The 19,826-nt window shown below is 70.8% G+C and carries 15 protein-coding genes and 2 tRNA genes; 8 read left to right on the forward strand and 9 right to left on the reverse strand.

Annotated features, from left to right (window positions below; all coding sequences use genetic code 11):
- Position 1: 1 nt before the first annotated feature.
- Entirely contained in the window at positions 2-808 is an 807-nt protein-coding gene (locus ABCQ75_RS03910; protein ID WP_345883200.1) for a transglutaminase-like domain-containing protein, read from the forward strand.
- A gap of 322 nt (positions 809-1,130) precedes the next feature.
- Here ABCQ75_RS03910 and ABCQ75_RS03915 read toward each other — a convergent pair whose 3' ends face one another.
- The 7 genes from ABCQ75_RS03915 to bcp all read right to left on the reverse strand — a co-directional run bounded on the left by ABCQ75_RS03915 (position 1,131) and on the right by bcp (position 10,234).
- Positions 1,131-1,619, reverse strand: coding sequence for a MarR family winged helix-turn-helix transcriptional regulator (locus ABCQ75_RS03915; protein WP_345883201.1), 489 nt, complete (start codon positions 1,617-1,619; stop codon positions 1,131-1,133).
- A complete protein-coding gene (locus ABCQ75_RS03920; RefSeq protein ID WP_345883202.1) occupies positions 1,616-2,734 on the reverse strand; it encodes an LLM class flavin-dependent oxidoreductase in 1,119 nt (372 codons plus the stop codon). Before ABCQ75_RS03920 ends, ABCQ75_RS03915 begins: the two co-directional genes overlap by 4 nt.
- A gap of 215 nt (positions 2,735-2,949) precedes the next feature.
- Positions 2,950-6,195, reverse strand: a complete 3,246-nt coding sequence (locus tag ABCQ75_RS03925) for an efflux RND transporter permease subunit (RefSeq protein WP_345883203.1) — start codon at positions 6,193-6,195, stop codon at positions 2,950-2,952.
- Positions 6,196-6,249: 54 nt separating this feature from the next.
- On the reverse strand, positions 6,250-7,740 hold the full coding sequence (locus ABCQ75_RS03930; RefSeq protein ID WP_345883204.1) for a malate:quinone oxidoreductase: 1,491 nt from the start codon (positions 7,738-7,740) through the stop codon (positions 6,250-6,252).
- A 93-nt stretch (positions 7,741-7,833) separates the two neighbouring features.
- Positions 7,834-9,465 carry an ABC transporter substrate-binding protein gene (locus ABCQ75_RS03935; protein ID WP_427916032.1) on the reverse strand — a complete coding sequence of 544 codons (1,632 nt, stop codon included), beginning with the start codon at positions 9,463-9,465 and terminating at the stop codon, positions 7,834-7,836.
- Between the two features lie 122 nt (positions 9,466-9,587).
- Positions 9,588-9,669: transfer RNA gene (locus ABCQ75_RS03940), tRNA-Leu, on the reverse strand.
- Positions 9,670-9,742: 73 nt separating this feature from the next.
- The gene (bcp, locus tag ABCQ75_RS03945) at positions 9,743-10,234 is read right to left on the reverse strand and encodes a thioredoxin-dependent thiol peroxidase (protein WP_345883206.1); all 492 of its coding nucleotides are present in this window, start codon (positions 10,232-10,234) and stop codon (positions 9,743-9,745) included.
- A 178-nt stretch (positions 10,235-10,412) separates the two neighbouring features.
- On the opposite strand from bcp, the gene ABCQ75_RS03950 reads away from it, so the two are divergent.
- A tRNA-Lys gene (locus ABCQ75_RS03950) sits at positions 10,413-10,485 on the forward strand.
- Positions 10,486-10,623: 138 nt separating this feature from the next.
- Here ABCQ75_RS03950 and ABCQ75_RS03955 read toward each other — a convergent pair.
- Positions 10,624-10,761, reverse strand: coding sequence for a hypothetical protein (locus tag ABCQ75_RS03955; protein WP_345883207.1), 138 nt, complete (start codon positions 10,759-10,761; stop codon positions 10,624-10,626).
- A 197-nt stretch (positions 10,762-10,958) separates the two neighbouring features.
- Positions 10,959-11,447 (reverse strand): cupredoxin domain-containing protein, encoded by a 489-nt coding sequence (locus ABCQ75_RS03960; protein WP_345883208.1) that lies wholly within the window; start codon positions 11,445-11,447, stop codon positions 10,959-10,961.
- A gap of 72 nt (positions 11,448-11,519) precedes the next feature.
- Between ABCQ75_RS03960 and ABCQ75_RS03965 the strand changes: the two genes are divergently transcribed.
- The 6 genes from ABCQ75_RS03965 to serA all read left to right on the forward strand — a co-directional run bounded on the left by ABCQ75_RS03965 (position 11,520) and on the right by serA (position 19,758).
- Entirely contained in the window at positions 11,520-12,458 is a 939-nt protein-coding gene (locus ABCQ75_RS03965) for a LysR family transcriptional regulator (protein WP_345883209.1), read from the forward strand.
- Complete coding sequence (gene ilvD / locus ABCQ75_RS03970; protein ID WP_345883210.1) at positions 12,455-14,260, forward strand: dihydroxy-acid dehydratase; 1,806 nt, start codon at positions 12,455-12,457, stop codon at positions 14,258-14,260. The genes ABCQ75_RS03965 and ilvD overlap by 4 nt, the downstream gene beginning before the upstream one ends.
- A gap of 320 nt (positions 14,261-14,580) precedes the next feature.
- Complete coding sequence (locus tag ABCQ75_RS03975) at positions 14,581-16,455, forward strand: acetolactate synthase large subunit (protein ID WP_345883211.1); 1,875 nt, start codon at positions 14,581-14,583, stop codon at positions 16,453-16,455.
- A 2-nt stretch (positions 16,456-16,457) separates the two neighbouring features.
- Positions 16,458-16,970, forward strand: a complete 513-nt coding sequence (ilvN, locus tag ABCQ75_RS03980; protein ID WP_345883212.1) for an acetolactate synthase small subunit — start codon at positions 16,458-16,460, stop codon at positions 16,968-16,970.
- Between the two features lie 40 nt (positions 16,971-17,010).
- Positions 17,011-18,036: a ketol-acid reductoisomerase gene (gene ilvC / locus ABCQ75_RS03985; protein ID WP_345883213.1), complete on the forward strand. Its 1,026-nt coding sequence runs from the start codon at positions 17,011-17,013 to the stop codon at positions 18,034-18,036.
- Positions 18,037-18,168: 132 nt separating this feature from the next.
- A complete protein-coding gene (gene serA / locus ABCQ75_RS03990; RefSeq protein ID WP_345883214.1) occupies positions 18,169-19,758 on the forward strand; it encodes a phosphoglycerate dehydrogenase in 1,590 nt (529 codons plus the stop codon).
- The last annotated feature ends 68 nt before the right edge of the window (positions 19,759-19,826 follow it).

Genomic DNA, 19,826 nt, shown 5'->3' on the forward strand with positions numbered 1-19,826 from the left:
CTTGCAGCGTTCTGTCGGCGCCCACCTCGCCTTCACGACCACGGCGCGGACCAAGCTCGCCATGGCCGTCGCGGCGGCACGGCTGCCCGGATACACCTCGTTCGAGGAGGAACTCGTGGTCACGGCGCAGGGGGAGCGCCTCGAGCCGCGCGAGCTCCTCGACGGCCACGGCGGGCGGTTCCACGTCCTCGAGTTCCCCGAGCCTGCCGAGGTGGAGGTGACCTACCGCGCCACTGTGGACGGGACGGCCGAGCCCGCGCCCATGGACGAGATGGAGCTCATCCGGTACGTCCGGCCCAGCCGTTACGCGGAGAGCGACCGGATCCTCCCAACCTCCTACGCCCAGTTCGGCTCGCTCGGCGGGCCCGAGCTGGTCCAGGCCGTCCGCGACTGGGTGCACGGGCAGCTCGCCTACGTGAGCGGCTCCTCCCGCGGGACCGACGGCGCGGTCGAGACCCTCCTGCACCGTCGGGGAGTGTGCCGGGACTTCGCCCATCTGGCCATCGCGCTGCTTCGCGCCAAGGATGTCCCCGCGCGCCTCGCCGCCGTGTACGCGCCCGGCCTCAAGCCCATGGACTTCCACGCGGTGGCCGAGGCCTACGTGGACGGGGCCTGGCATGTCATCGACCCCACAGGCCTCGCCCCCCGGGCAGCGATGCTCCGCATCACCGCCGGGCGGGACTCCTCGGACACAGCGTTCCTCTCGACGGTGGGCGGCCGCCTCACGCTGCGCCGGCTCACCGTCACCGCGGAGGCCGAGGGCGGCCTCCCCGCCGAGGACCCCCACGCCCTCGTCCGCCTCGGGTGACCAGGCCCGTTCCGGGTGCACGTGACGTCACCCCACGTCGTTTCGGGTACACATAGGACGCCGTTTCGGCAGTTTCGGGTACGCCCACGCACCCAGCGGGAACGTCCCTCGTGGGGGCCTTCCCAGAAGCACGACGGCGTACGGTGCGTCCGCGGCTGTCTCTCGCCGCGCGCCGTCGTGCTTCACGCGGAGCTGTCGCGCCCGGAAGGCCGCGCTGCCCGGAGGGCCCCGCGCGCCCATCTGGTGTACCCGGGACGGGTCAGGGCGCTTTTATCCGTACCCGAAACGGGTCAGGGCGCTTTTAGCTGTACCCGAAGCGGGGTCAGAGGGGGTGGTGGGTGACGACGTGCTCGCGCAGCCGCCCGGTGAGAGCGGTGAGCTCGGCGAGCTCGTCGGCGTCGAGCGCGTCCCCCATCACCCTCGCGATCTCGCGCACGTGCGCGCGCCCGACCTCGCGCTGGAGCCCGCGGCCCGCCTCGGTGAGGCGGACGACGACGCCGCGCCCGTCGCCCGGCGCGCTGGTCCGGCTGACGAGGCCCTGGCGGACGAGCCGCTCGACGAGCCGCGAGAGGCTCGACTGGGCGAGCAGGACGTGGTCGTTGAGCTCGTTCAGCCGCAGGCCGTCCGGGCACGTGCTGAGGGTGAAGAGCACGTCGTACTCGGTGATTCCGAGGGTGCGGAACGCGGGGTCTCGGGAGATGCGGCGCATCACCGCGACCTGGGCCCGGAAGAGGGACTCCCAGGCCTCTGCGGTCTCGCGCACCGAGGGCGTCCGACCGGCTTCCGTGGGTGCGGGCCCCGGGGAGGTCACGGGGCCACCTCGGTCTGCTCCTGCGCGCGCTCGCCTGCCTGCTCGCCCGCCTTCTCCGCGACCCGGGCGGCGTGGGTGGGCGCCTCGGGGACGTCTGCCGGACGGCCCTCGGCGAAGCCTGCCTTGAGCTGCGGGAGCACCTCGCCGAGCAGGTCCAGCTGTTCGAGGACGGTCTTGAGCGGCAGTCCGGCATGGTCGACGAGGAACAGCTGGCGCTGGTAGTCGCCGAAGTAGTCGCGGAAGGCGAGGGTCTTCTCGAGGAACTCCGCGGGGCTGCCCACGGTCAGGGGCGTCTGCGCCGTGAAGTCCTCCATGGACGGGCCATGCCCATAGACCGGGGCGTTGTCGAAGTACGGCCTGAATTCGTTGACGGCATCCTGCGAGTTCTTGCGCATGAAGAACTGGCCGCCGAGTCCGACGATCGCCTGGTGCGCCCTGCCGTGCCCGTAGTGCTCGAACCGCTCGCGGTAGAGGTTGATGAGCCGGATGTAGTGCTCCTTGGGCCAGAAGATGTTGTTGGCGAAGAAGCCGTCGCCGTAGTACGCGGCGAGCTCGGCGATCTGCGGCGTGCGGATCGAACCGTGCCACACGAACGGGGCCACGTCGTCGAGCGGGCGCGGCGTCACGGTGAAGTTGTGCAGCGGGGTGCGGAACTTGCCGTTCCACGTCACAGTCTCCTCGTCCCACAGTCGGCGCAGGAGCGCGTAGTTCTCCACCGTGAGCTCGAGCGAGTCCTGCGGGTTCTTGCCGAACCACGGGTAGACGGGCGCCGTGTTGCCGCGGCCGAGGACCAGGTCGGTGCGGCCGCCCACGAGATGCTGGAGCATGCCGAAGTCCTCGGCGATCTTGACCGGGTCGTTCGTGGTGATGAGCGTGGTCGCGGTGGAGAGGATGAGCTTCTCCGTCTGGGCGCCGATGTACGCGAGGAGGGTGGTGGGGGAGCTGGGGTAGAAGGGCGGGTTGTGGTGCTCGCCGGTGGCGAAGACGTCCAGGCCCACTTCCTCGGCGTGCTTGGCGATCTTCACGATGGCCTGGATGCGCTCGCCCTCGGTGGGCATGCGGCCGGTGGTGGGGTCGAGCGTGACATCGCCGACGCTGAAGATTCCGAACTGCATCGTGGGGCCTTCCTTGCAGGTGCAGCCGGCCTCGCGCCGGCCTCGAGATAAATGCGTTTGCATCTATCCCAACGGGCGGTGCGGCCGGATCATTCCCGCAACGACTGGCGGTGCCTCCGGCCGGGCCCGTTCTTCCGGCCGGGCCCGTTCTTCCGGCCGGGCCCGTTCCTCCGGTCCGGCCCGTTCTTCCGGCCCGGCCCGTCCGCCCGAGCCGGTCAGGCCTTCGCTGCGCGGCGCCCAGTGACCTTCGGAACGGCGCCGGTCGTCCAGTCGCCGTCCTTCTCCCCATCCTCCGCGCGTGCCCCATCCTCCGGGCGTGCCCTGTCCTCGGGGCCCGCGGGAGTGCGCTTGAGGTCCCGCAGGAGCCGGCGCCGCTCGATCCTGCCCTCGACGAGCCGGTACAGGACCGGGACGAGGACGAGGGTGAGTGCCGTCGAGGAGACGAGGCCTCCGATCACGACGACGGCGAGCGGCTGGGCGATGAACCCGCCTCCGCCCGTGAGCCCCAGCGCCATGGGGACGAGGGCGAACACGGTGGCGAGCGCCGTCATGAGGATGGGCCGCAGGCGCTGGCGGGCGCCCCGCTCGATCGCCTCGTCCAGCGGGAAGGCGGGCCGGCCCGGGCCGGGGAGGCGGTACTGGTTGATGAGGTCGATGAGCACGATGGCGTTCGTCACGACGATGCCCACGAGCATGAGCAGGCCGATGAGCCCCGGCAGCCCGAGCGGGATCCCCGTCACCAGCAGCGCGATGAGTGCGCCCGTCGCGGCGAAGGGGATCGAGACGAGGAGGATGAGCGGCTGCACGAGGCTCTTGAACGCCGCCACCATGATGACGTAGACGATCACGATCGCCGCCAGGAGCGCCAGCCCCAGCTGCTCGAAGGACTCGGCCTGCTGCTGGCTCGCGCCGCCGACGCTCGCGGTCGCGCCCCGGGCCAGGTCGAGGCCGTCCACACGCCGCTGGACCTCCGCGCTCACCGCGCCGAGGTTCGTTGGGCCTGGCGTGACGGAGACGGTCGCGGTCCGCTGGCCGGAGGTGCTCGTGACGCTCACGGGAACGTCCACGGCCTCTACCGAGGCGATCGCTCCGAGCCGCAGGCCGCCGGGGGCGCCGGGGATCCGCAGGGACCGCAGCTCCTCGATCCCCTCGAACGCCGTGCCGCGCCCGATCCTCACGGGGTAGTCCGTGGTGCCGAAGCGCACCGTTCCCGCGGGAACGGGGCTCGCGGTGGCGGCGAGCGCGGCGCCGATCTGCTGCTCGTTGAGCCCCGCGGCTGCGGCCTTGGCCCGGTCCACCTTCACCTCGACGACCGGCTGGCCGCCCGCGAGGTTGCTCTCCGCCCCGCTCGCGCCGGGCACGTCGCGCAGCGCGGCGAGAACGGCCGCGTCCGCGGCGGCGAGGGACTCGGCGTCGGGCGCAGTGACGGTGACGTCCACGGTCGAGGAGCTCCCGAAGCTCCCCTGCGGGCGGCCTACTGTCACGGTGCCCACCCCTTCGAGGCGGCCGACGGCGTCGCGCACCTGGGCCTGGAGCGCCTCCTGGTCGCTGCGCTCGTCGGTGATGACGGTGAACGTCGCGCTCGACGCGCCGGGATTGAGGAACGCGCTGAAGCCCGACGACGAAGTGCCCACGGTCGCCTGCACCGTCCTCACGCCCTCGGTCGCCGTCAGGACGCCCTCGATCTTCTCCGCTGCGCGGGACGCCGCCTCGAGGCTCGTCCCCGGGGCGAGCGACTGCCGCACGGTGAAGCTGTTCTCGCCGGAGCTGCCTAGGAGGTTGGTCGCGAGCAGCGGCGTCGCGCCGAGCGTCGCCGCGAGCACGAGCACCCCGGCAACGACCGTCCACACCGGATGCCGCTGCGTCGCGCGCAGGATGGGGAGGTAGCCGCGCTGGAGGCGGCCCGCCTTCTCCCTCTCCTGGATGCTCTCCCGGTCCGGGGCGCCCTCGGCGCCGGCATCTGTCGCGGCGTCCGCGCCGGCGCGGGCCGCATAGTGCCCGAGGAACCAGTAGGCGAGCACGGGCACGATCGTGAGCGAGACGAGCAGGGACGCGAGGAGCGCGAGCGTCACCGTGAGCGCGAACGGCCGGAAGAGCTCCCCGGCGAGGCTCCCGACGAACGCGATGGGCAGGAACACCGCGACGGTCGTGAGCGTCGAGGCCGTCACGGCCCCGGCCACCTCGCGCACCCCGGCGAGGATCGCCGTCGTCTTCTCCTCGCCGTAGCCGAGGTGCCGCTTGATGTTCTCGATGACCACGATCGAGTCGTCCACGACCCGCCCGATCGCGATGGTGAGGGCGCCGAGGGTCAGGAGGTTCAGCGAGTACCCCGCGGCGTAGAGGCCGATGAAGGTCGCGAGCAGCGAGAGCGGGATCGACACCGCAGTGACGAGGGTCGCCCGCACGGAGAGCAGGAAGACGAGGATCGTCAGGACTGCGAACCCGAGCCCCAGGAGCCCCTCGGTCGTGAGGTCCTTGATGGAGGTCTCGATGAACGGAGCCTGGTCGAAGACTGTCGTGAGGCGGGCGCCGCTGCCGAGCTCCTCCTCGAGCTGCGGGACGAGGTCCCGCACCGCATGCGAGATCGCCACGGCATCGCCCTCGGGCTTCTTCGTGACCGAGATGGCGAGCGTCGGGACGCCGTCCGTCCGTGTGATCGAGGTCGGCGCGTCGTCCTCGAGCGCGACGGCGGCGACGTCCCGGATGGCGGTCGGCTGGCGGCCGCCGGTGAGCGGGAGGGCGGCGACGGCGTCGGGGGACTCGAGCGGGCTGCCCGCCTGCAGCGAGAGGGTCCGGCCCTCCTCGGCCACCGTTCCCACCGGGATGAGCGCGCCGTTGTCCTCGAGCGCGCGGCGGATGTCAGCGACGTCGACGCCCCGGGCGGCGAGCGCGGCCGGGTTGGGCGTGATCTGCAGGTGCCGGGTCGCGCCGCCGGTCACGTCGGCGCCGCGGACGCCCTCGATGCGCTGGATACGGGGGACGGCCAGCTCGGCCAGGTGCGTGTTGAGCTCGCTCAGCGGCCGGTCCGAGGAGACGGCGAGGAAGACGATGGGGAAGTCGCTGATGCTGCCCGCGACGGTCTGGGGCTCGACGCCGTCCGGGAGCCGGGGCGCGACGGTCGAGATCGCACGGTCCACCTGGTTGCGCGCGCGGTCGAGATTCGTGCCGTAGGCGAAGGAGAGCCGGACGGTCGAGACGCCCGTGCGGGAGGTCGAGGAGGTGCTCTCGAGGCCCTCGACGCCCTGGAGCGCTTTCTCAACGGGCTCGCCCACCTGCCGGTCGACCACCTCGGGGGAGGCTCCCTGCATCGTGGAGACGACCGTGAGCTGCGGGAACTCGACCGACGGGATGAGCTCCTGCCGCAGGCTCCCCGCCGTGATGATGCCGAAGGCCGCGGCGCACACCGTGATGAGCGCGATGAGCGCCCTGTTCGCCATGGACAGGTGGGCGAGGCGGAACATCGGGCCCCCGGGTGTTTCGAGCTGCTGGTGGTGGGCTGGTGCTGCTGGGCGGTGCTACTGGGCCGGGGCCGTGAGCTGGAGCGCCGCCGCCGTGCTCGCGGCGATCTCTGCTGCGAGGGAGGGATGCTCGTCCAGCTTGACGCCGTAGCCGGGCATCATCTCGGTCAGCTTCGGCGCCCAGCCCTTGAAGTTCTTCGGGAAGCAGCGGCGCATGAGCTCGAGCATGATGGGCACGGCCGTCGAGGCGCCCGGGGACGCGCCCAGAAGGGCGCCGACCGAGCCGTCACGGGAGGTGATGACCTCGGTGCCGAACTGGAGGATGCCGCCCTTGGACTGGTCCTTCTTGATGATCTGCACGCGCTGCCCGGCGGTGATGAGCTCCCAGCCGTCGCTCTCGGCCTGCGGGAAGTACTCGCGCAGTGTGCCGATCTTCTTGTCCCGGCTCTGGAGCACCTCCTTGACGAGGTACGCCGTGAGGTCCATGTTGTCCTTGGCGACGGCGAGCATGGGAACGATGTTGCCGAGCCGGATGGACAGCGGCAGGTCCAGGAGGGACCCGTTCTTGAGGAAGTTGGTCGAGAAGCCCGCGTAGGGGCCGAAGAGGAGCGACCGCTTCCCGTCGACGTAGCGCGTGTCAAGGTGCGGGACGGACATGGGCGGCGCTCCCACCGAGGCCTGCCCGTACACCTTGGCGTTGTGCTGCTCGGCCACCGAGTCGTCGGTCGCGCGCAGGAACTGGCCCGAGACGGGGAAGCCGCCGTAGCCCTTGCTCTCGGGGATGCCCGAGTCCTGGAGGAGGTGGAGCGCCCCGCCGCCCGCGCCCACGAACACGAACTTCGCGTGGATGCTGCCGCGCTCGCCCGAGCCGAGGTGCTTGGTCGAGACGTCCCACCCGCCGCGGGCCCGGTCGAGGCCCGTGACGTCGGTCCCGTAGTTGATCTCGACGCCGCTGCGGTCGAGGAAGGCCACGAGCTCGCGGGTGAGCCGGCCGAAGTCGACGTCGGTGCCCTCGCCGACGCGGGTCGCGGCCACGCGGCCCTCGCCGCGCCCGCGCATGACGAGCGGCGCCCACTCGGCGATCGTCGCGGGGTCCTCGCTGTGCTCCATCGAGGCGAACAGCGTGTGCGGCTTGAGCGCCTCGTAGCGTGCCTTGAGGTAGTCGGCATGGGCGTCGCCGATGACGAAGCTCATGTGCGGGACAGTGTGGATGAAGCCGGAGGGATCCCCGATGCTCCCGTCCGTGACGAGGTGGGACCAGAACTGGCGTGAGAGCTGGTACCCCTCGTTGATGCCCAGCGCCTTCGCGGGGTTCACCGAGCCGTCCTTGGCCTGGGGTGTGTAGTTGAGCTCGCAGTAGGCCGCGTGGCCCGTTCCGGCGTTGTTCCAGGGGCCCGAGCTCTCGAGCCCCACGTCGTCGAGGCGCTCGAAGAGCACGATGCTCCAGCTCGGTTCCAGCTTCTTGAGGAACGCCCCCAGCGTGGCGCTCATGACGCCGCCTCCGATCAAGACGACGTCGGCGGACCGGGTGGTGGAAATGAAGGTCACTGAAGTCTCCCTGCGCAAATGGACCAGAGGCAGAATATCGCTGCGTGGGCCGTTCGCTAAATCCCAGACCATGCCTGAGTCAAGACCTTGACGCTATGTATTAAGGCGCACCCGGTTGAACGTCTCGTGCAGGACGGGCGACGTCGGGTAGCTCGCCACCCGGGCGGAGGTCGCCACCGCGGAGATGGGGTAGGCGATCGGCACGGCGGGCACGGTCGTGGCGAGCTGGCGGTTGATGTCCAGGTACGCCTCCTGCCGCTCGGGGCCGTCCGGCAGCTGCCGCGCGCGGTCGATCTTGCTGAACACCTGTGCGTCGAAGTAGCCGAACTCGCCGTTCTTCGCCCCGAACATGGTGGTGAGGAAGTTGTCCGGGTCCGGGGCGGAGCCGTTGATGCCCAGCAGGTGGAGCGCATGGTCGCCGGGGGACGTGACGCGCTGGAGGTAGCCGTCCGACCACTCGATCGGGACGGGCTTGATGTTCAGCCCCACGCGGGTGAGCTGCGCGCTGATCTCGGCGTACACCTTCTCCGGGGTGGGGAGGTAGGACCTGCTCACGTTGAGGGGGTAGCAGAAGGGGAGCTCCTCGCCCTTGTACCCCGCCTCTGCGAGGAGCCGTTTGGAGCGCTCGGGGTCGAAGCCCGGGAAGTCGGCCGAGGAGTTGAAGCCGCTCAGGCGCGGGGGCACGAACTGCCCGGCCGAGGACGTGTCGTCGAGGTAGAAGCGCCGGATGATGGCGTCCTTGTTGATGGCGGCCGCGATGGCGCGGCGGATCCGCTCGTTCTGCAGGGGAGCGGCGGCCTGGTTCATGCCGAGGTAGAAGACGGAGAACGGGTCGCGGCGGGCAATGGGGAGCCCGCGCCGCACGAGGCCGTCGATGATGTCCACGGTGACCGAGTCGAATCCGTCGATCCGCCCGTCGGCGAGGGCCTGGAGCCGGCTCCGCGCAGTGTCGTAGACCACGAAGGAGAGCTTCGCGATCTGCCCGCGTTCGCCCCAGTACCGCGGGTTCGCCGTGAGCTCCACCTTCTCCTCGGAGCGGGAGACGAACGAGAACGGCCCGGTGCCCACGGGATGGAGCCCGTACCTCGAGACCCTGCCGCTGCGCAGCCGCTGGTCGAGCACGTCGGCCCGGCCCCGCGCGAGGGCGCGCGGGGACGAGATCGCGAAGGCCGGCATCGTGAGGGCCTTGAGGAATGCGGTGAAGGGCTGGGTGAGCTCGATCCGGACCTCGTCCTCCGCCAGGACCGTGCACGACTTGAACAGGGACAGCTCGTCCTGGTCGGCATGCGCGCGGAACACCGAGGTGAACGCCGTGGTCGGGTTGGCGGAGCGGAAGGCCGGAGTGAAGGCGAACCAGCGGTCGAAGTTCGCCTTGACGGCCGCTGCGTTGAAGGGTGTGCCGTCGTGGAAGGCCACGCCCTTGCGCAGCGTGAACGTGAAGACCCGGCGCTCGTCGTCCGCTTTCCAGGACACCGCGAGCGCGGGAGCCGGCTCCGACGTCGTGGGGTCGGCCTCCACGAGGCCCTCGAGGACCTGGCGCGTGACACGCCACGACTCGAGGTCGCTCGTCGCGGCGGGGTCGAGGGTGGAGGGCGCTGCCGCTGTCGCGAACGTGAAGGCGGCCGTGGGCTTCCCGGACGACGCCGTCGCGCTGGGCGTGGGGGCGGGCTGCGGTTCCGGGGTGCACCCGGAGAGGACGAGTGCCGCCGCTGCCGCCTGGAGCAGGTTCCTGCGTGCGAGGGCTCCACACGTCGGTGCCGCCGACTCCGGATCTGCGTGCTGGGGCACTGCGGGCCTTCCGTGCGGGCCCCGGGCGGCACTGCCGGGCCGGGGCGGGTTCGATGGAGTGCGCGAGGAGGGACTTGAACCCTCACGTCCGAAGACACAGGAACCTAAATCCTGCGTGTCTGCCAATTCCACCACTCGCGCGTGGCCCGCCGCGGCGGGCAGCCCGACCAGTCTAGCTGGAAGGGACTGCGCCCGGCCGGACGAGGCCGGCGGCTCAGGACGCCGCGACCCTGAGGTCGCGGTGCAGTCTGGCCACGTGGCCCTTCGCCCTCACGTTGTACTGGGCCAGCCCGATCCTTCCGTCGGGCTCGACCGTGAAGGTGCTCCGGATGAGCCCTTGGTACGTGCGCCCGTAGTTGACCTTCTCGCCCCACGCGCCGTACCGCTCGGCGACAGCGTGGTCCTCGTCCGCGAGGAGCGTGAAGCCGAGGGCCTGCTCTGCGGCGAACTTCCGCACGGCCTCGGCGGGGTCGGGGGAGACGCCCACGACCGTGTAGCCGGCCCCGGTGAGCGCGTCGAGGCTGTCCCGGAAGTCGCACGCCTGCTGCGTGCATGCGGGGGTGTCCACCTGGGGGAAGAAGTAGAGGACCACGCGCTGGCCCGCGAAGTCTGCCAGGGAGGTCGTGCCCCCGGCCGAATCGGGGAGGGTGAAGTCCGGTGCGGGATCGCCGTTCGCGAGGCGGAGGGGGGCAGTAGAGGAGGTCATCCGGCCACACTAGCGCCGCTCGCAGAGGGGCCCGATGGCGTCCGCTGGTCCGTGACTGAGGTCACCCAGAGCGGGGCCGATGCCGATTTCACTCCTCGCAGGTTCTCGTGTAGAGTTACATGTCGTTGCGGGGCACGGAGACGGACCGGAAGGGACGCCGACGGATCACGCACGGAATGCGCCTCTAGCTCAATTGGCAGAGCAATTGACTCTTAATCAATGGGTTCCGGGTTCGAGTCCCGGGGGGCGCACCGAGGGAGAGACGAAGGGCTCCGGCTGATGCCGGAGCCCTTCGTGCGTCTCCTGTCTGCCCTGCTCGCGGGCTCGGCTGTGCGCGGCCGCCGAAGCGCCGCACTCGCACGGCGCCGAAGTATCGGCTGCCTCCGCCTTCACCGGCGGACGCGGACATAGGCGGGGCTCACGCGGTGGCGGCCGTGTCCGGCCGTGGAGACGTCCTCGTGGAGTGCCATCCAGGTGCCGAGTCCGACCGCAATGCAGACGGAGACTGCGATCACGAGCCATTCCATGGCCATCACCTCCCAGGCGTGCCCCGGCGCTCCGGGGCGATGGGTTTATTGAACGCCCGTTTTTTAATCGTGTCGAGGGTTGGCGACGCCCGCCCCACAGACGGGGAGAGCCGGACGGGGCGGGAATCAGGCGTGCGGCCGGGGCCAGGCGTGCGGCCGGGAGTCGGGCGGAGCAGCGCGAGCCAGACGGTCTGGAGTCAGACAGACGAACCGAGTGCGCCGAGTTCGTCGAGGAAAGCGCGCAGGTCTGCAGCGTCGTCCTCCTGCGCGAGGTGCTGGTCCTCGCCCTCGAGGGGGAGCATGCACTCGCCGTGCACGGTGAAGGTGAGCACCCTGCCCGTGCTCGTGGCAACGTCGAACGACCCCTCGAGCGGCTCGGCCGCATAGGCCAGGTTCGTCAGGTCCACGGTCGTCGGCTGGCCAGCGGGGGCAAGGGTCGCGCGTTCGAAGGGGGCGATCACGAGCTCGACCGGACGGCGACGGTAGCCGATCACGAAGCCCAGTGCCGGCGGCGGGCCGGGCACCGGGCCCGCGACCGTGCCCCCGCACTCGGTGGAGCACACGAGGTTGTAGTCGCCGTAGTTCGGGATCTGGCTGTCGAACACCCGGTGCAGGGCCGCCTTGAGCCTGCTGTCGGGGTCCGCGGCCGTGCCGCCGGTCGGTGTCGTGCTCACGTCGCTGCTCACGCCGTCGGGCTCCTTTCGCCGCCCCCCAGTCTACGAAAGACGCGCCACGGCGGGGGCCACTACGCTGAGCGCATGGATTTCCGCCGACTCCTCCTCCTGCGCGAACTCGCCGACCGCCGGACCATCGGCGCGACGGCGGAGGCGCTGGGGATCACGCCGTCGGCCGTCTCACAGCAGCTCAAGGCGCTCCAGGAGGAGCTCGGCGTCGTCCTCCTCGCCCGCGAGGGCCGTGGCGTCAGGCTCACCGAGGCGGGGGAGGCGCTCGCGGCGGCAGGGGCGGACGTGGCGGTCGCGATGGCGCGCGCCGAGGCCACCGCGGACGGCTACCGCAAGGGCAACCAGGCCACGGTCACCGCCGTCTTCTTCCCGAGCGCGGGGGAGATGCTCCTGCCGGGCCTCCTCGACCGCGTCGCCGCAGTGCCGCGCCTCCGCCTCGTCGCGAGGCTCGCGGACCCCGCAGTGCCCGGCTTCGTGGACCTCGCCGCGGACGTGGACATGGTCCTCGGGCACTCCGTCAACGGGCCGGCCGAGTTCGCCCGTCCCGGGATCGTGGTCGAGCACCTCCTCGACGAGCCGCTGGACGTCGCCCTTCCCGAGGGCCATCCGCTAGCATCCCGGGCCGAGCTCGCCGCGGCGGACGTCGCCGCCTATCCGTGGGTCGGCGTGCCCGCCGGCTTCCCCTTCGAGACCGTCCTGAGGCAGATAGAGCTGCAGGCGGGCCGGGGGATCGAGCGCACGCAGCTCCTGCCGGACCTGCGCGTCATGGAGGCACTCGTGCGGGGCGGCCACGGACTGAGCCTCCTCCCGCGCTTCACCGCGCACCGGGCCATGCGCGACGGTCTCGTGCTGAGGCCCCTCGTCGGCGTCCACGCCCGGCGGAGCATCGTCCTGATCGCGCGCGCCGACCTTGCGGCCCGGCCGACGGTCCGTGAAGTCATGGACATGGTGCACGCCGAGGCTGCGCGGATCCTCGACGAGGACCCGGTTGGCGGTCCTAGACTGCACCCATGAGCGATGCGAGCAGGCCCAATGCCGGCAGTCCCGAGGCGAGCCGGCCCGGCGCGAGCAGGCCCGGAGCCCAGGATCCGGACGGGCGGGCGGCTCCCGGGGCCCGGGCGGCCCAGGGCGCAGACGTCAAGCCGCGCAGCAGGGCCGTCACGGACGGCATCCATGCCGCCCCTTCGCGCGGCATGCTCCGCGCGGTCGGGTTCGGGGACGACGACTTCGAGAAGCCGCAGGTCGGCATCGCGAGCTCGTGGAACGAGATCACCCCCTGCAACCTCTCGCTCGACCGCCTCGCGAAGTCGGCCAAGGAGGGCGTGCACGCCGCAGGCGGCTTCCCCATGCAGTTCGGCACGATCTCCGTATCCGACGGGATCTCGATGGGCCACGAGGGCATGCACTTCTCCCTCGTCTCGCGCGAGATCATCGCGGACTCGGTCGAGACCGTCATGCAGGCAGAGCGGATGGACGGGCAGGTGCTCCTCGCCGGCTGCGACAAGTCCCTCCCGGGGATGCTCATGGCCGCCGCGCGCCTCGACGTCTCGAGCGTCTTCCTCTACGCGGGATCGATCATGCCCGGCTGGGTCAAGCTCGAGGACGGCACGGAGAAGGACGTCACGCTCATCGACGCGTTCGAGGCGGTCGGTGCGTGCGCTGCGGGGCGGATGTCGCGCGCTGACCTCGACCGGATCGAGCGGGCGATCTGCCCCGGCGAGGGCGCGTGCGGGGGGATGTACACCGCGAACACGATGGCGAGCGCTGCCGAGGCGCTCGGGATGTCACTGCCGGGCTCGGCCGCGCCGCCCTCGGCAGACCGGCGCCGGGACGCGTTCGCCCGGCGCTCCGGAGAGGCGGTGGTCGAGCTCCTGCGCCAGGGCATCACGGCCAGGGACATCCTCACGCGGGCCGCGTTCGAGAACGCGATCGCAGTGGTCATGGCGTTCGGCGGCTCGACCAACGCGGTCCTGCACCTGCTCGCGATCGCCCGCGAGGCCGAGGTCGAGCTGACGCTGCGCGACTTCAACACGATCGGCGACCGCATCCCGCACCTCGGCGACCTCAAGCCCTTCGGGCGGTACGTGATGACCGACGTCGACCGCGTGGGCGGGGTGCCGGTGGTCATGCGGGCCCTGCTCGACGCCGGGCTGCTCCACGGCGATGCCCTCACCGTCACCGGCAGGACGGTGGCCGAGAACCTCTCGGCGATCGACCCGCCCGACCTCGACGGCAAGATCCTCCGCGCCCTGGACGACCCCATCCACCGCACCGGCGGCATCTCGATCCTGCACGGAACGCTGGCCCCCGAGGGGGCGGTCGTCAAGACCGCTGGCTTCGATGCCGAGGTGTTCGAGGGCACTGCGCGGGTCTTCGAGCGAGAGCAGGGCGCCCTCGACGCGCTCGACGCCGGGCAGATCGTGGCGGGGGACGTCGTCGTGATCCGCTACGAGGGCCCCAAGGGCGGGCCGGGGATGCGCGAGATGCTCGCCATCACCGGCGCCATCAAGGGTGCAGGGCTGGGCCGGGACGTCCTGCTCCTCACCGACGGGCGCTTCTCGGGCGGCACCACGGGCCTCTGCATCGGCCACGTGGCGCCCGAGGCGGTCGACGGCGGGCCCATCGCCCTCGTGCACGACGGCGACCGCATCCGCGTCGACATCGCGGCGCGCAGCCTCGACCTCCTGGTGGACCCCGACGAGCTCGACCGGCGCCGGCAGGGGTGGGCCCCGCTCCCGGCCCGGTACACGAAGGGCGTCCTGGCCAAGTACGCCAAGCTCGTGCACTCCGCGAGCGAGGGGGCCGTGGTGGGCTGAGCCGCACGGCTGCCGCGGACGTCGTGGCCGCCCAGCGTGGGGCCGGACACGTGGCCCGTCTCACTTTCTGGAAGAGGGTCCGCATGATGAGACGGCCGTCATCCAAATTGACACCCTGAGCGGCCGCACTGAAGACTGTGGGCATGCAGACCGTTCCGACCGGCATGGTGCTCGATGTCGTCGTCCTTGCCAAGCGCGTGGCTCACTGAGCCCGTCCTGGCACGATCTGTCACGCGCAACCCCTCGCAACGCCGTCAGGCTGAGGGGTTGTTTTCGTTTGAGCACGCCACTTCGCCACGAAGATCCTAAGGAAGAGACTGATGAGCAAAGGGACGCCGATCAGCCCATCGCTGATGGCTTCGAAGCCGTCCGCGGCCAAGGCCGCGGATCCTGTCGACACCGTCGACTCTGCCTCTGCCGTCCTGGGGCCCAACCGTACGGTCGGGCCCACAGAGATGACTGGATCTGAAGCAATTGTCCGCTCGCTCGAGGAACTGGGCGTGGACGATGTCTTTGGTCTTCCGGGCGGCGCGATCCTGCCGACCTACGACCCTCTGATGGCTTCGAAGATCAACCACGTCCTGGTGCGCCACGAGCAGGGCGCCGGCCACGCAGCCCAAGGCTATGCGATGGTCACGGGACGTGTGGGAGTCTGCATTGCGACGTCGGGCCCCGGCGCCACCAACCTGGTGACCGCGATCGCCGACGCGCACATGGACTCCGTTCCCCTCGTTGCAATCACCGGCCAGGTCTCGAGCGCCGTCATCGGCTCGGACGCGTTCCAGGAAGCGGACATCGTGGGCATCACCATGCCGATCACGAAGCACTCCTTCCTCGTGACCCGCGCCGAGGACATCCCCCGCGTCCTGGCAGAGGCCTTCCACCTCGCCTCGACCGGGCGGCCGGGCCCCGTCCTCGTGGACATCACGAAGGACGCCCAGCAGGCCAGGACGACGTTCAGCTGGCCCCCCAGGATCGACCTGCCCGGCTACCGCCCCGTGACCCGCGGCCACAGCAAGCAGGTGCGGGAGGCCGCCCGGCTGATCGCGGCCTCCTCGAAGCCCGTGCTCTACGTGGGCGGCGGCGTCGTCAAGGCCCACGCGTCCGCCGAGCTCCTCGAGCTCGCCGAGGCCACCGGCGCCCCGGTGGTCACGACCCTCACCGCGCGCGGGGCGTTCCCGGACTCGCACCGCCAGCACGTCGGGATGCCCGGCATGCACGGCGGCGTGGCCGCGGTCACCGCCCTCCAGCAGGCGGACCTCCTGATCACCCTCGGTGCGCGCTTCGACGACCGCGTCACGGGGGTGCTGAGCTCGTTCGCCCCGAACGCCAAGGTCATCCACGCTGACATCGACCCCGCCGAGATCTCGAAGAACCGCGTGGCGGACGTCCCGATCGTCGGCTCGGTCAAGGAGATCATCCCCGAGCTCACGGAGGCCGTGCGCGCCGGCGCGGCGAAGGACGGTGCGCCGGACCTGAGTGCGTGGTGGACGTTCCTGGACAGGCTCCGCGACGACTACCCGCTCGGCTGGACCGAGCCCGAGGACGGGCTCCTCGCGCCGCAGCGGATCATCCAGCGGATCGGCCAGCTCACGGGCCCCGAGGGCGTCTATGTGGCCGGGGTGGGGCAGCACCAGATGTGGGCCGCCCAGTTCATCAAGTACGAGCGCGCCCACGCGTGGCTCAACTCGGCCGGCCTCGGCACCATGGGCTACTCGGTGCCGGCGGCGATGGGCGCCAAGGTCGGCAATCCGGACCGCGTGGTCTGGGCGATCGACGGCGACGGCTGCTTCCAGATGACCAACCAGGAGCTCGCGACGTGCGCGCTCAACAACATCCCGATCAAGGTCGCGGTCATCAACAACTCCTCCCTCGGCATGGTGCGCCAGTGGCAGACCCTCTTCTACGACGGCCGCTACTCGAACACGGACCTGCACACAGGGCACGAGACCGTGCGCATCCCCGACTTCGTCAAGCTCGGCGAGGCCTACGGCTGCGCGTCGTTCCGGGTCGAGCGGGAGGACCAGATCGATGACGTCATCCAGGCGGCGCTCGAGATCAACGACCGGCCGGTCGTGATCGACTTCGTCGTGAGCCCCAACGCGATGGTGTGGCCCATGGTGCCCGCCGGAGTGAGCAACGACCTCATCCAGGTCGCCCGCAATTCGACCCCCGACTGGGAAGAGGAGGACTGAGCGTGTCCCGCCATACCCTGTCCGTTCTGGTAGAGGACAAGCCGGGCGTCCTGACGCGCGTCGCCGGCCTCTTCGCCCGCCGGGCCTTCAACATCCACTCGCTCGCGGTGGGCCCCACCGAGGTGGACGGCGTCTCGCGGATCACCGTCGTCGTGGACGCCGAGGGCGACCTGCTCGAGCAGGTCACCAAGCAGCTGAACAAGCTCATCAACGTCATCAAGATCGTCGAACTCCTCCCGGAGAGCTCGGTGCAGCGCGACCACCTGCTGATCAAGGTCCGCGCCGACGCCGTCACGCGCCTGCAGGTCACGCAGGCCGTGGACCTGTTCCGCGCGTCGATCGTGGACGTCTCGACCGACTCGGTTGTCGTCGAGGCGACCGGCACGACCGAGAAGCTCAGCGCGCTCCTGGGCGTGCTCGAGCCGTTCGGCGTCCGCGAGATCGTGCAGTCCGGAACCCTCGCCATCGGCCGCGGCTCGCGGTCCATGAGCGACCGCGCCCTCCGCGCGGGCTGAAACTTCCCATCCTTCCAACGCAAGCCAAGGAGACATCCAAGTGACTGAGCTGTACTACGACGACGACGCCGACCTCTCGATCATCCAGGGCAAGAAGGTGGCCGTCATCGGCTACGGCAGCCAGGGCCACGCCCACGCCCTCAACCTCCGCGACTCGGGCGTCGACGTCCGCGTGGGCCTCAAGGAGGGCAGCAAGAGCCGCCCGAAGGCCGAGGAGGAGGGCCTGCGCGTCCTGACCGCCCGCGAGGCGGCGGGGGAGGCCGACGTCATCGTCATCCTCGCCCCGGACCAGGTGCAGCGCCACCTGTACAAGGACGACATCGAGCCCGCGCTCAGCGAGGGCAAGGTCCTCGTCTTCGGCCACGGCTTCAACATCCGCTTCGGCTACATCCAGCCGCCGGCCGGTGTCGACGTCATCCTCGTGGCCCCGAAGGCGCCGGGCCACACGGTTCGCCGCGAGTACGTCGCGGGCCGCGGCATCCCGGACATCATCGCGGTCGAGCAGGATGCCTCGGGCGCCGCGTGGGACATCGCCAAGTCCTACGCCAAGGCCATCGGCGGCACGCGCGCCGGCGTCATCAAGACCACGTTCACCGAGGAGACCGAGACGGACCTCTTCGGCGAGCAGGCCGTGCTCTGCGGCGGGGTCTCGCACCTCGTCCAGGCGGGCTTCGAGACCCTGACCGAGGCCGGCTACCAGCCGGAGATCGCCTACTTCGAGGTCCTCCACGAGCTCAAGCTCATCGTCGACCTCATGTGGGAGGGCGGCATCGCCAAGCAGCGCTGGAGCGTCTCCGACACCGCCGAGTACGGCGACTACGTCTCCGGCCCGCGCGTCGTGACCCCGGCCGTCAAGGAATCGATGAAGGAGATCCTCGCGGACATCCAGTCCGGTGCGTTCGCCAAGCGCTTCATCGACGACCAGGACAACGGCGCCAAGGAGTTCCTCGAGCTGCGCGAGAAGGAGGCCCAGCACCCGATCGAGGCCACCGGCCGCGCGCTGCGCTCCCACTTCTCGTGGAAGCAGCAGGACGCTGACTACACCGAGGGCTCCGCAGCCCGCTAGCCACCCCCGCAGCGGTGGGCGCCACGCGCGCCCACCGCTGCTGGCGCGTCCGGCGCCCGCACCCCGCCAGCACCGCGCGCCCCGCACCACCCCGCCCCTACGCCCCGCCCCAGACCCGAGAGGCCCCTGCCCGTGACCAAGCCTGTCGTCCTCCTCGCCGAAGAACTCTCCCCCGCCACCGTCGAAGCGCTCGGTCCCGACTTCGAGATCCGCCACGCCGACGGTGCGGACCGCGCGCAGCTCCTGTCGGCGATCGCCGACGTCGACGCGATCCTCGTCCGCTCCGCCACCCAGGTCGACGCCGAGGCGATCGCCGCGGCCGGCCGGCTCAAGGTCATCGCCCGCGCCGGCGTCGGCCTCGACAACGTCGACATCAAGGCCGCCACCCAGGCGGGCGTGATGGTGGTCAACGCGCCGACGTCGAACGTCGTCTCCGCGGCAGAGCTCACGTGCGGCCACATCCTCTCCCTCGCCCGCAACATCCCCGCGGCCAACGCTGCGCTCAAGGGCGGCGAGTGGAAGCGCTCCAAGTACTCCGGCACCGAGCTCCTGGACAAGAAGCTCGGCGTGATCGGCCTGGGCCGCATCGGCGCGCTCGTCGCTGCCCGCATGCAGGCCTTCGAGATGGAGGTCCTGGCCTACGACCCGTACGTCACGGCAGCGCGCGCCGCCCAGCTCGGGGTCCGCCTCGTCACGCTCGACGAGCTGCTCGCCGAAAGCGACTTCATCACGATCCACATGCCGAAGACCCCCGAGACCCTCGGGATGCTCGGCAAGGACGCGTTCGCGAAGATGAAGAGCACGGCCTACGTCGTGAACGTCGCGCGTGGCGGCCTCGTCGACGAGGATGCCCTCCACGCGGCCCTCGAGGCCGGTGAGATCGCGGGCGCGGGCATCGACGTCTTCTCGAAGGAGCCGAGCACGGACCTGGCGTTCTTCGGCAATGAGAACGTCGTCGTGACGCCCCACCTGGGCGCGTCCACGGACGAGGCGCAGGAGAAGGCCGGCATCTCGGTCGCCAAGTCGGTGCGCCTCGCGCTTGCCGGCGAGCTCGTCCCGGACGCCGTCAACGTGGCCGGCGGCGTGATCGCCCCCGACGTGCGCCCCGGCATCCCGCTCATCGAGAAGCTGGGCCGGATCTTCACGGCCCTCGCCCACGACTCCGTGACCCAGGTGGACATCGAGGTGGCCGGCGAGATCGCCGCCCTGGACGTCAAGGCACTCGAGCTCGCCGCGCTCAAGGGCGTCTTCACCGACGTCGTGTCCGAGAACGTCTCCTACGTCAACGCCCCGGTGCTCGCCGAGCAGCGCGGCGTCGCGGTGCGCCTCCTCACGACCACGGAGGCCGAGGACTACCGCAACGTCCTGACCATCCGCGGCCTGCTCTCCGACGGGTCGCAGCTCTCCGTGGCCGGTACCCTCACGGGCCCGAAGCAGATCCAGAAGATCGTCGGGATCAACGGCTACGACATCGAGATGCCCATCACCGAGCACCTCGTGGTCATGTTCTACTCGGACCGCCCCGGCGTCATCGGCACTATCGGCCACATCCTGGGCATGAACGAGATCAACATCGCCGGCATGCAGGTGGCCCGGGCGGACACGAACGGCACCGCCATGGCGCTGCTCACCGTGGACTCCGCGATCCCGACCACCGTCCTCGAGACGGTCAAGGGCGAGATCGGCGCTACGATCGTGCGCGAGATCGACCTGGCGGACTGATCCGGGCCACCGGGCCGGCCGCTGCTCCGGGCATCGCCCCGGGCGGGCAGCGCACGACGGCGACCCCC

Source organism: Sinomonas halotolerans, from assembly GCF_039615075.1.
GTDB lineage: Bacteria > Actinomycetota > Actinomycetes > Actinomycetales > Micrococcaceae > Sinomonas > Sinomonas halotolerans.

Coding starts and splice junctions, on each gene's coding strand:
- ABCQ75_RS03920 (WP_345883202.1), bottom strand. CDS start 2,734: ATGCAGTTCGGAATCTTCAGCGTCGGCGATGTCACGCTCGACCCCACC.
- ABCQ75_RS03925 (WP_345883203.1), bottom strand. CDS start 6,195: ATGTTCCGCCTCGCCCACCTGTCCATGGCGAACAGGGCGCTCATCGCG.
- bcp (WP_345883206.1), bottom strand. CDS start 10,234: ATGACCTCCTCTACTGCCCCCCTCCGCCTCGCGAACGGCGATCCCGCA.
- ABCQ75_RS03955 (WP_345883207.1), bottom strand. CDS start 10,761: ATGGAATGGCTCGTGATCGCAGTCTCCGTCTGCATTGCGGTCGGACTC.
- ABCQ75_RS03965 (WP_345883209.1), top strand. CDS start 11,520: ATGGATTTCCGCCGACTCCTCCTCCTGCGCGAACTCGCCGACCGCCGG.
- ilvD (WP_345883210.1), top strand. CDS start 12,455: ATGAGCGATGCGAGCAGGCCCAATGCCGGCAGTCCCGAGGCGAGCCGG.
- ABCQ75_RS03975 (WP_345883211.1), top strand. CDS start 14,581: ATGAGCAAAGGGACGCCGATCAGCCCATCGCTGATGGCTTCGAAGCCG.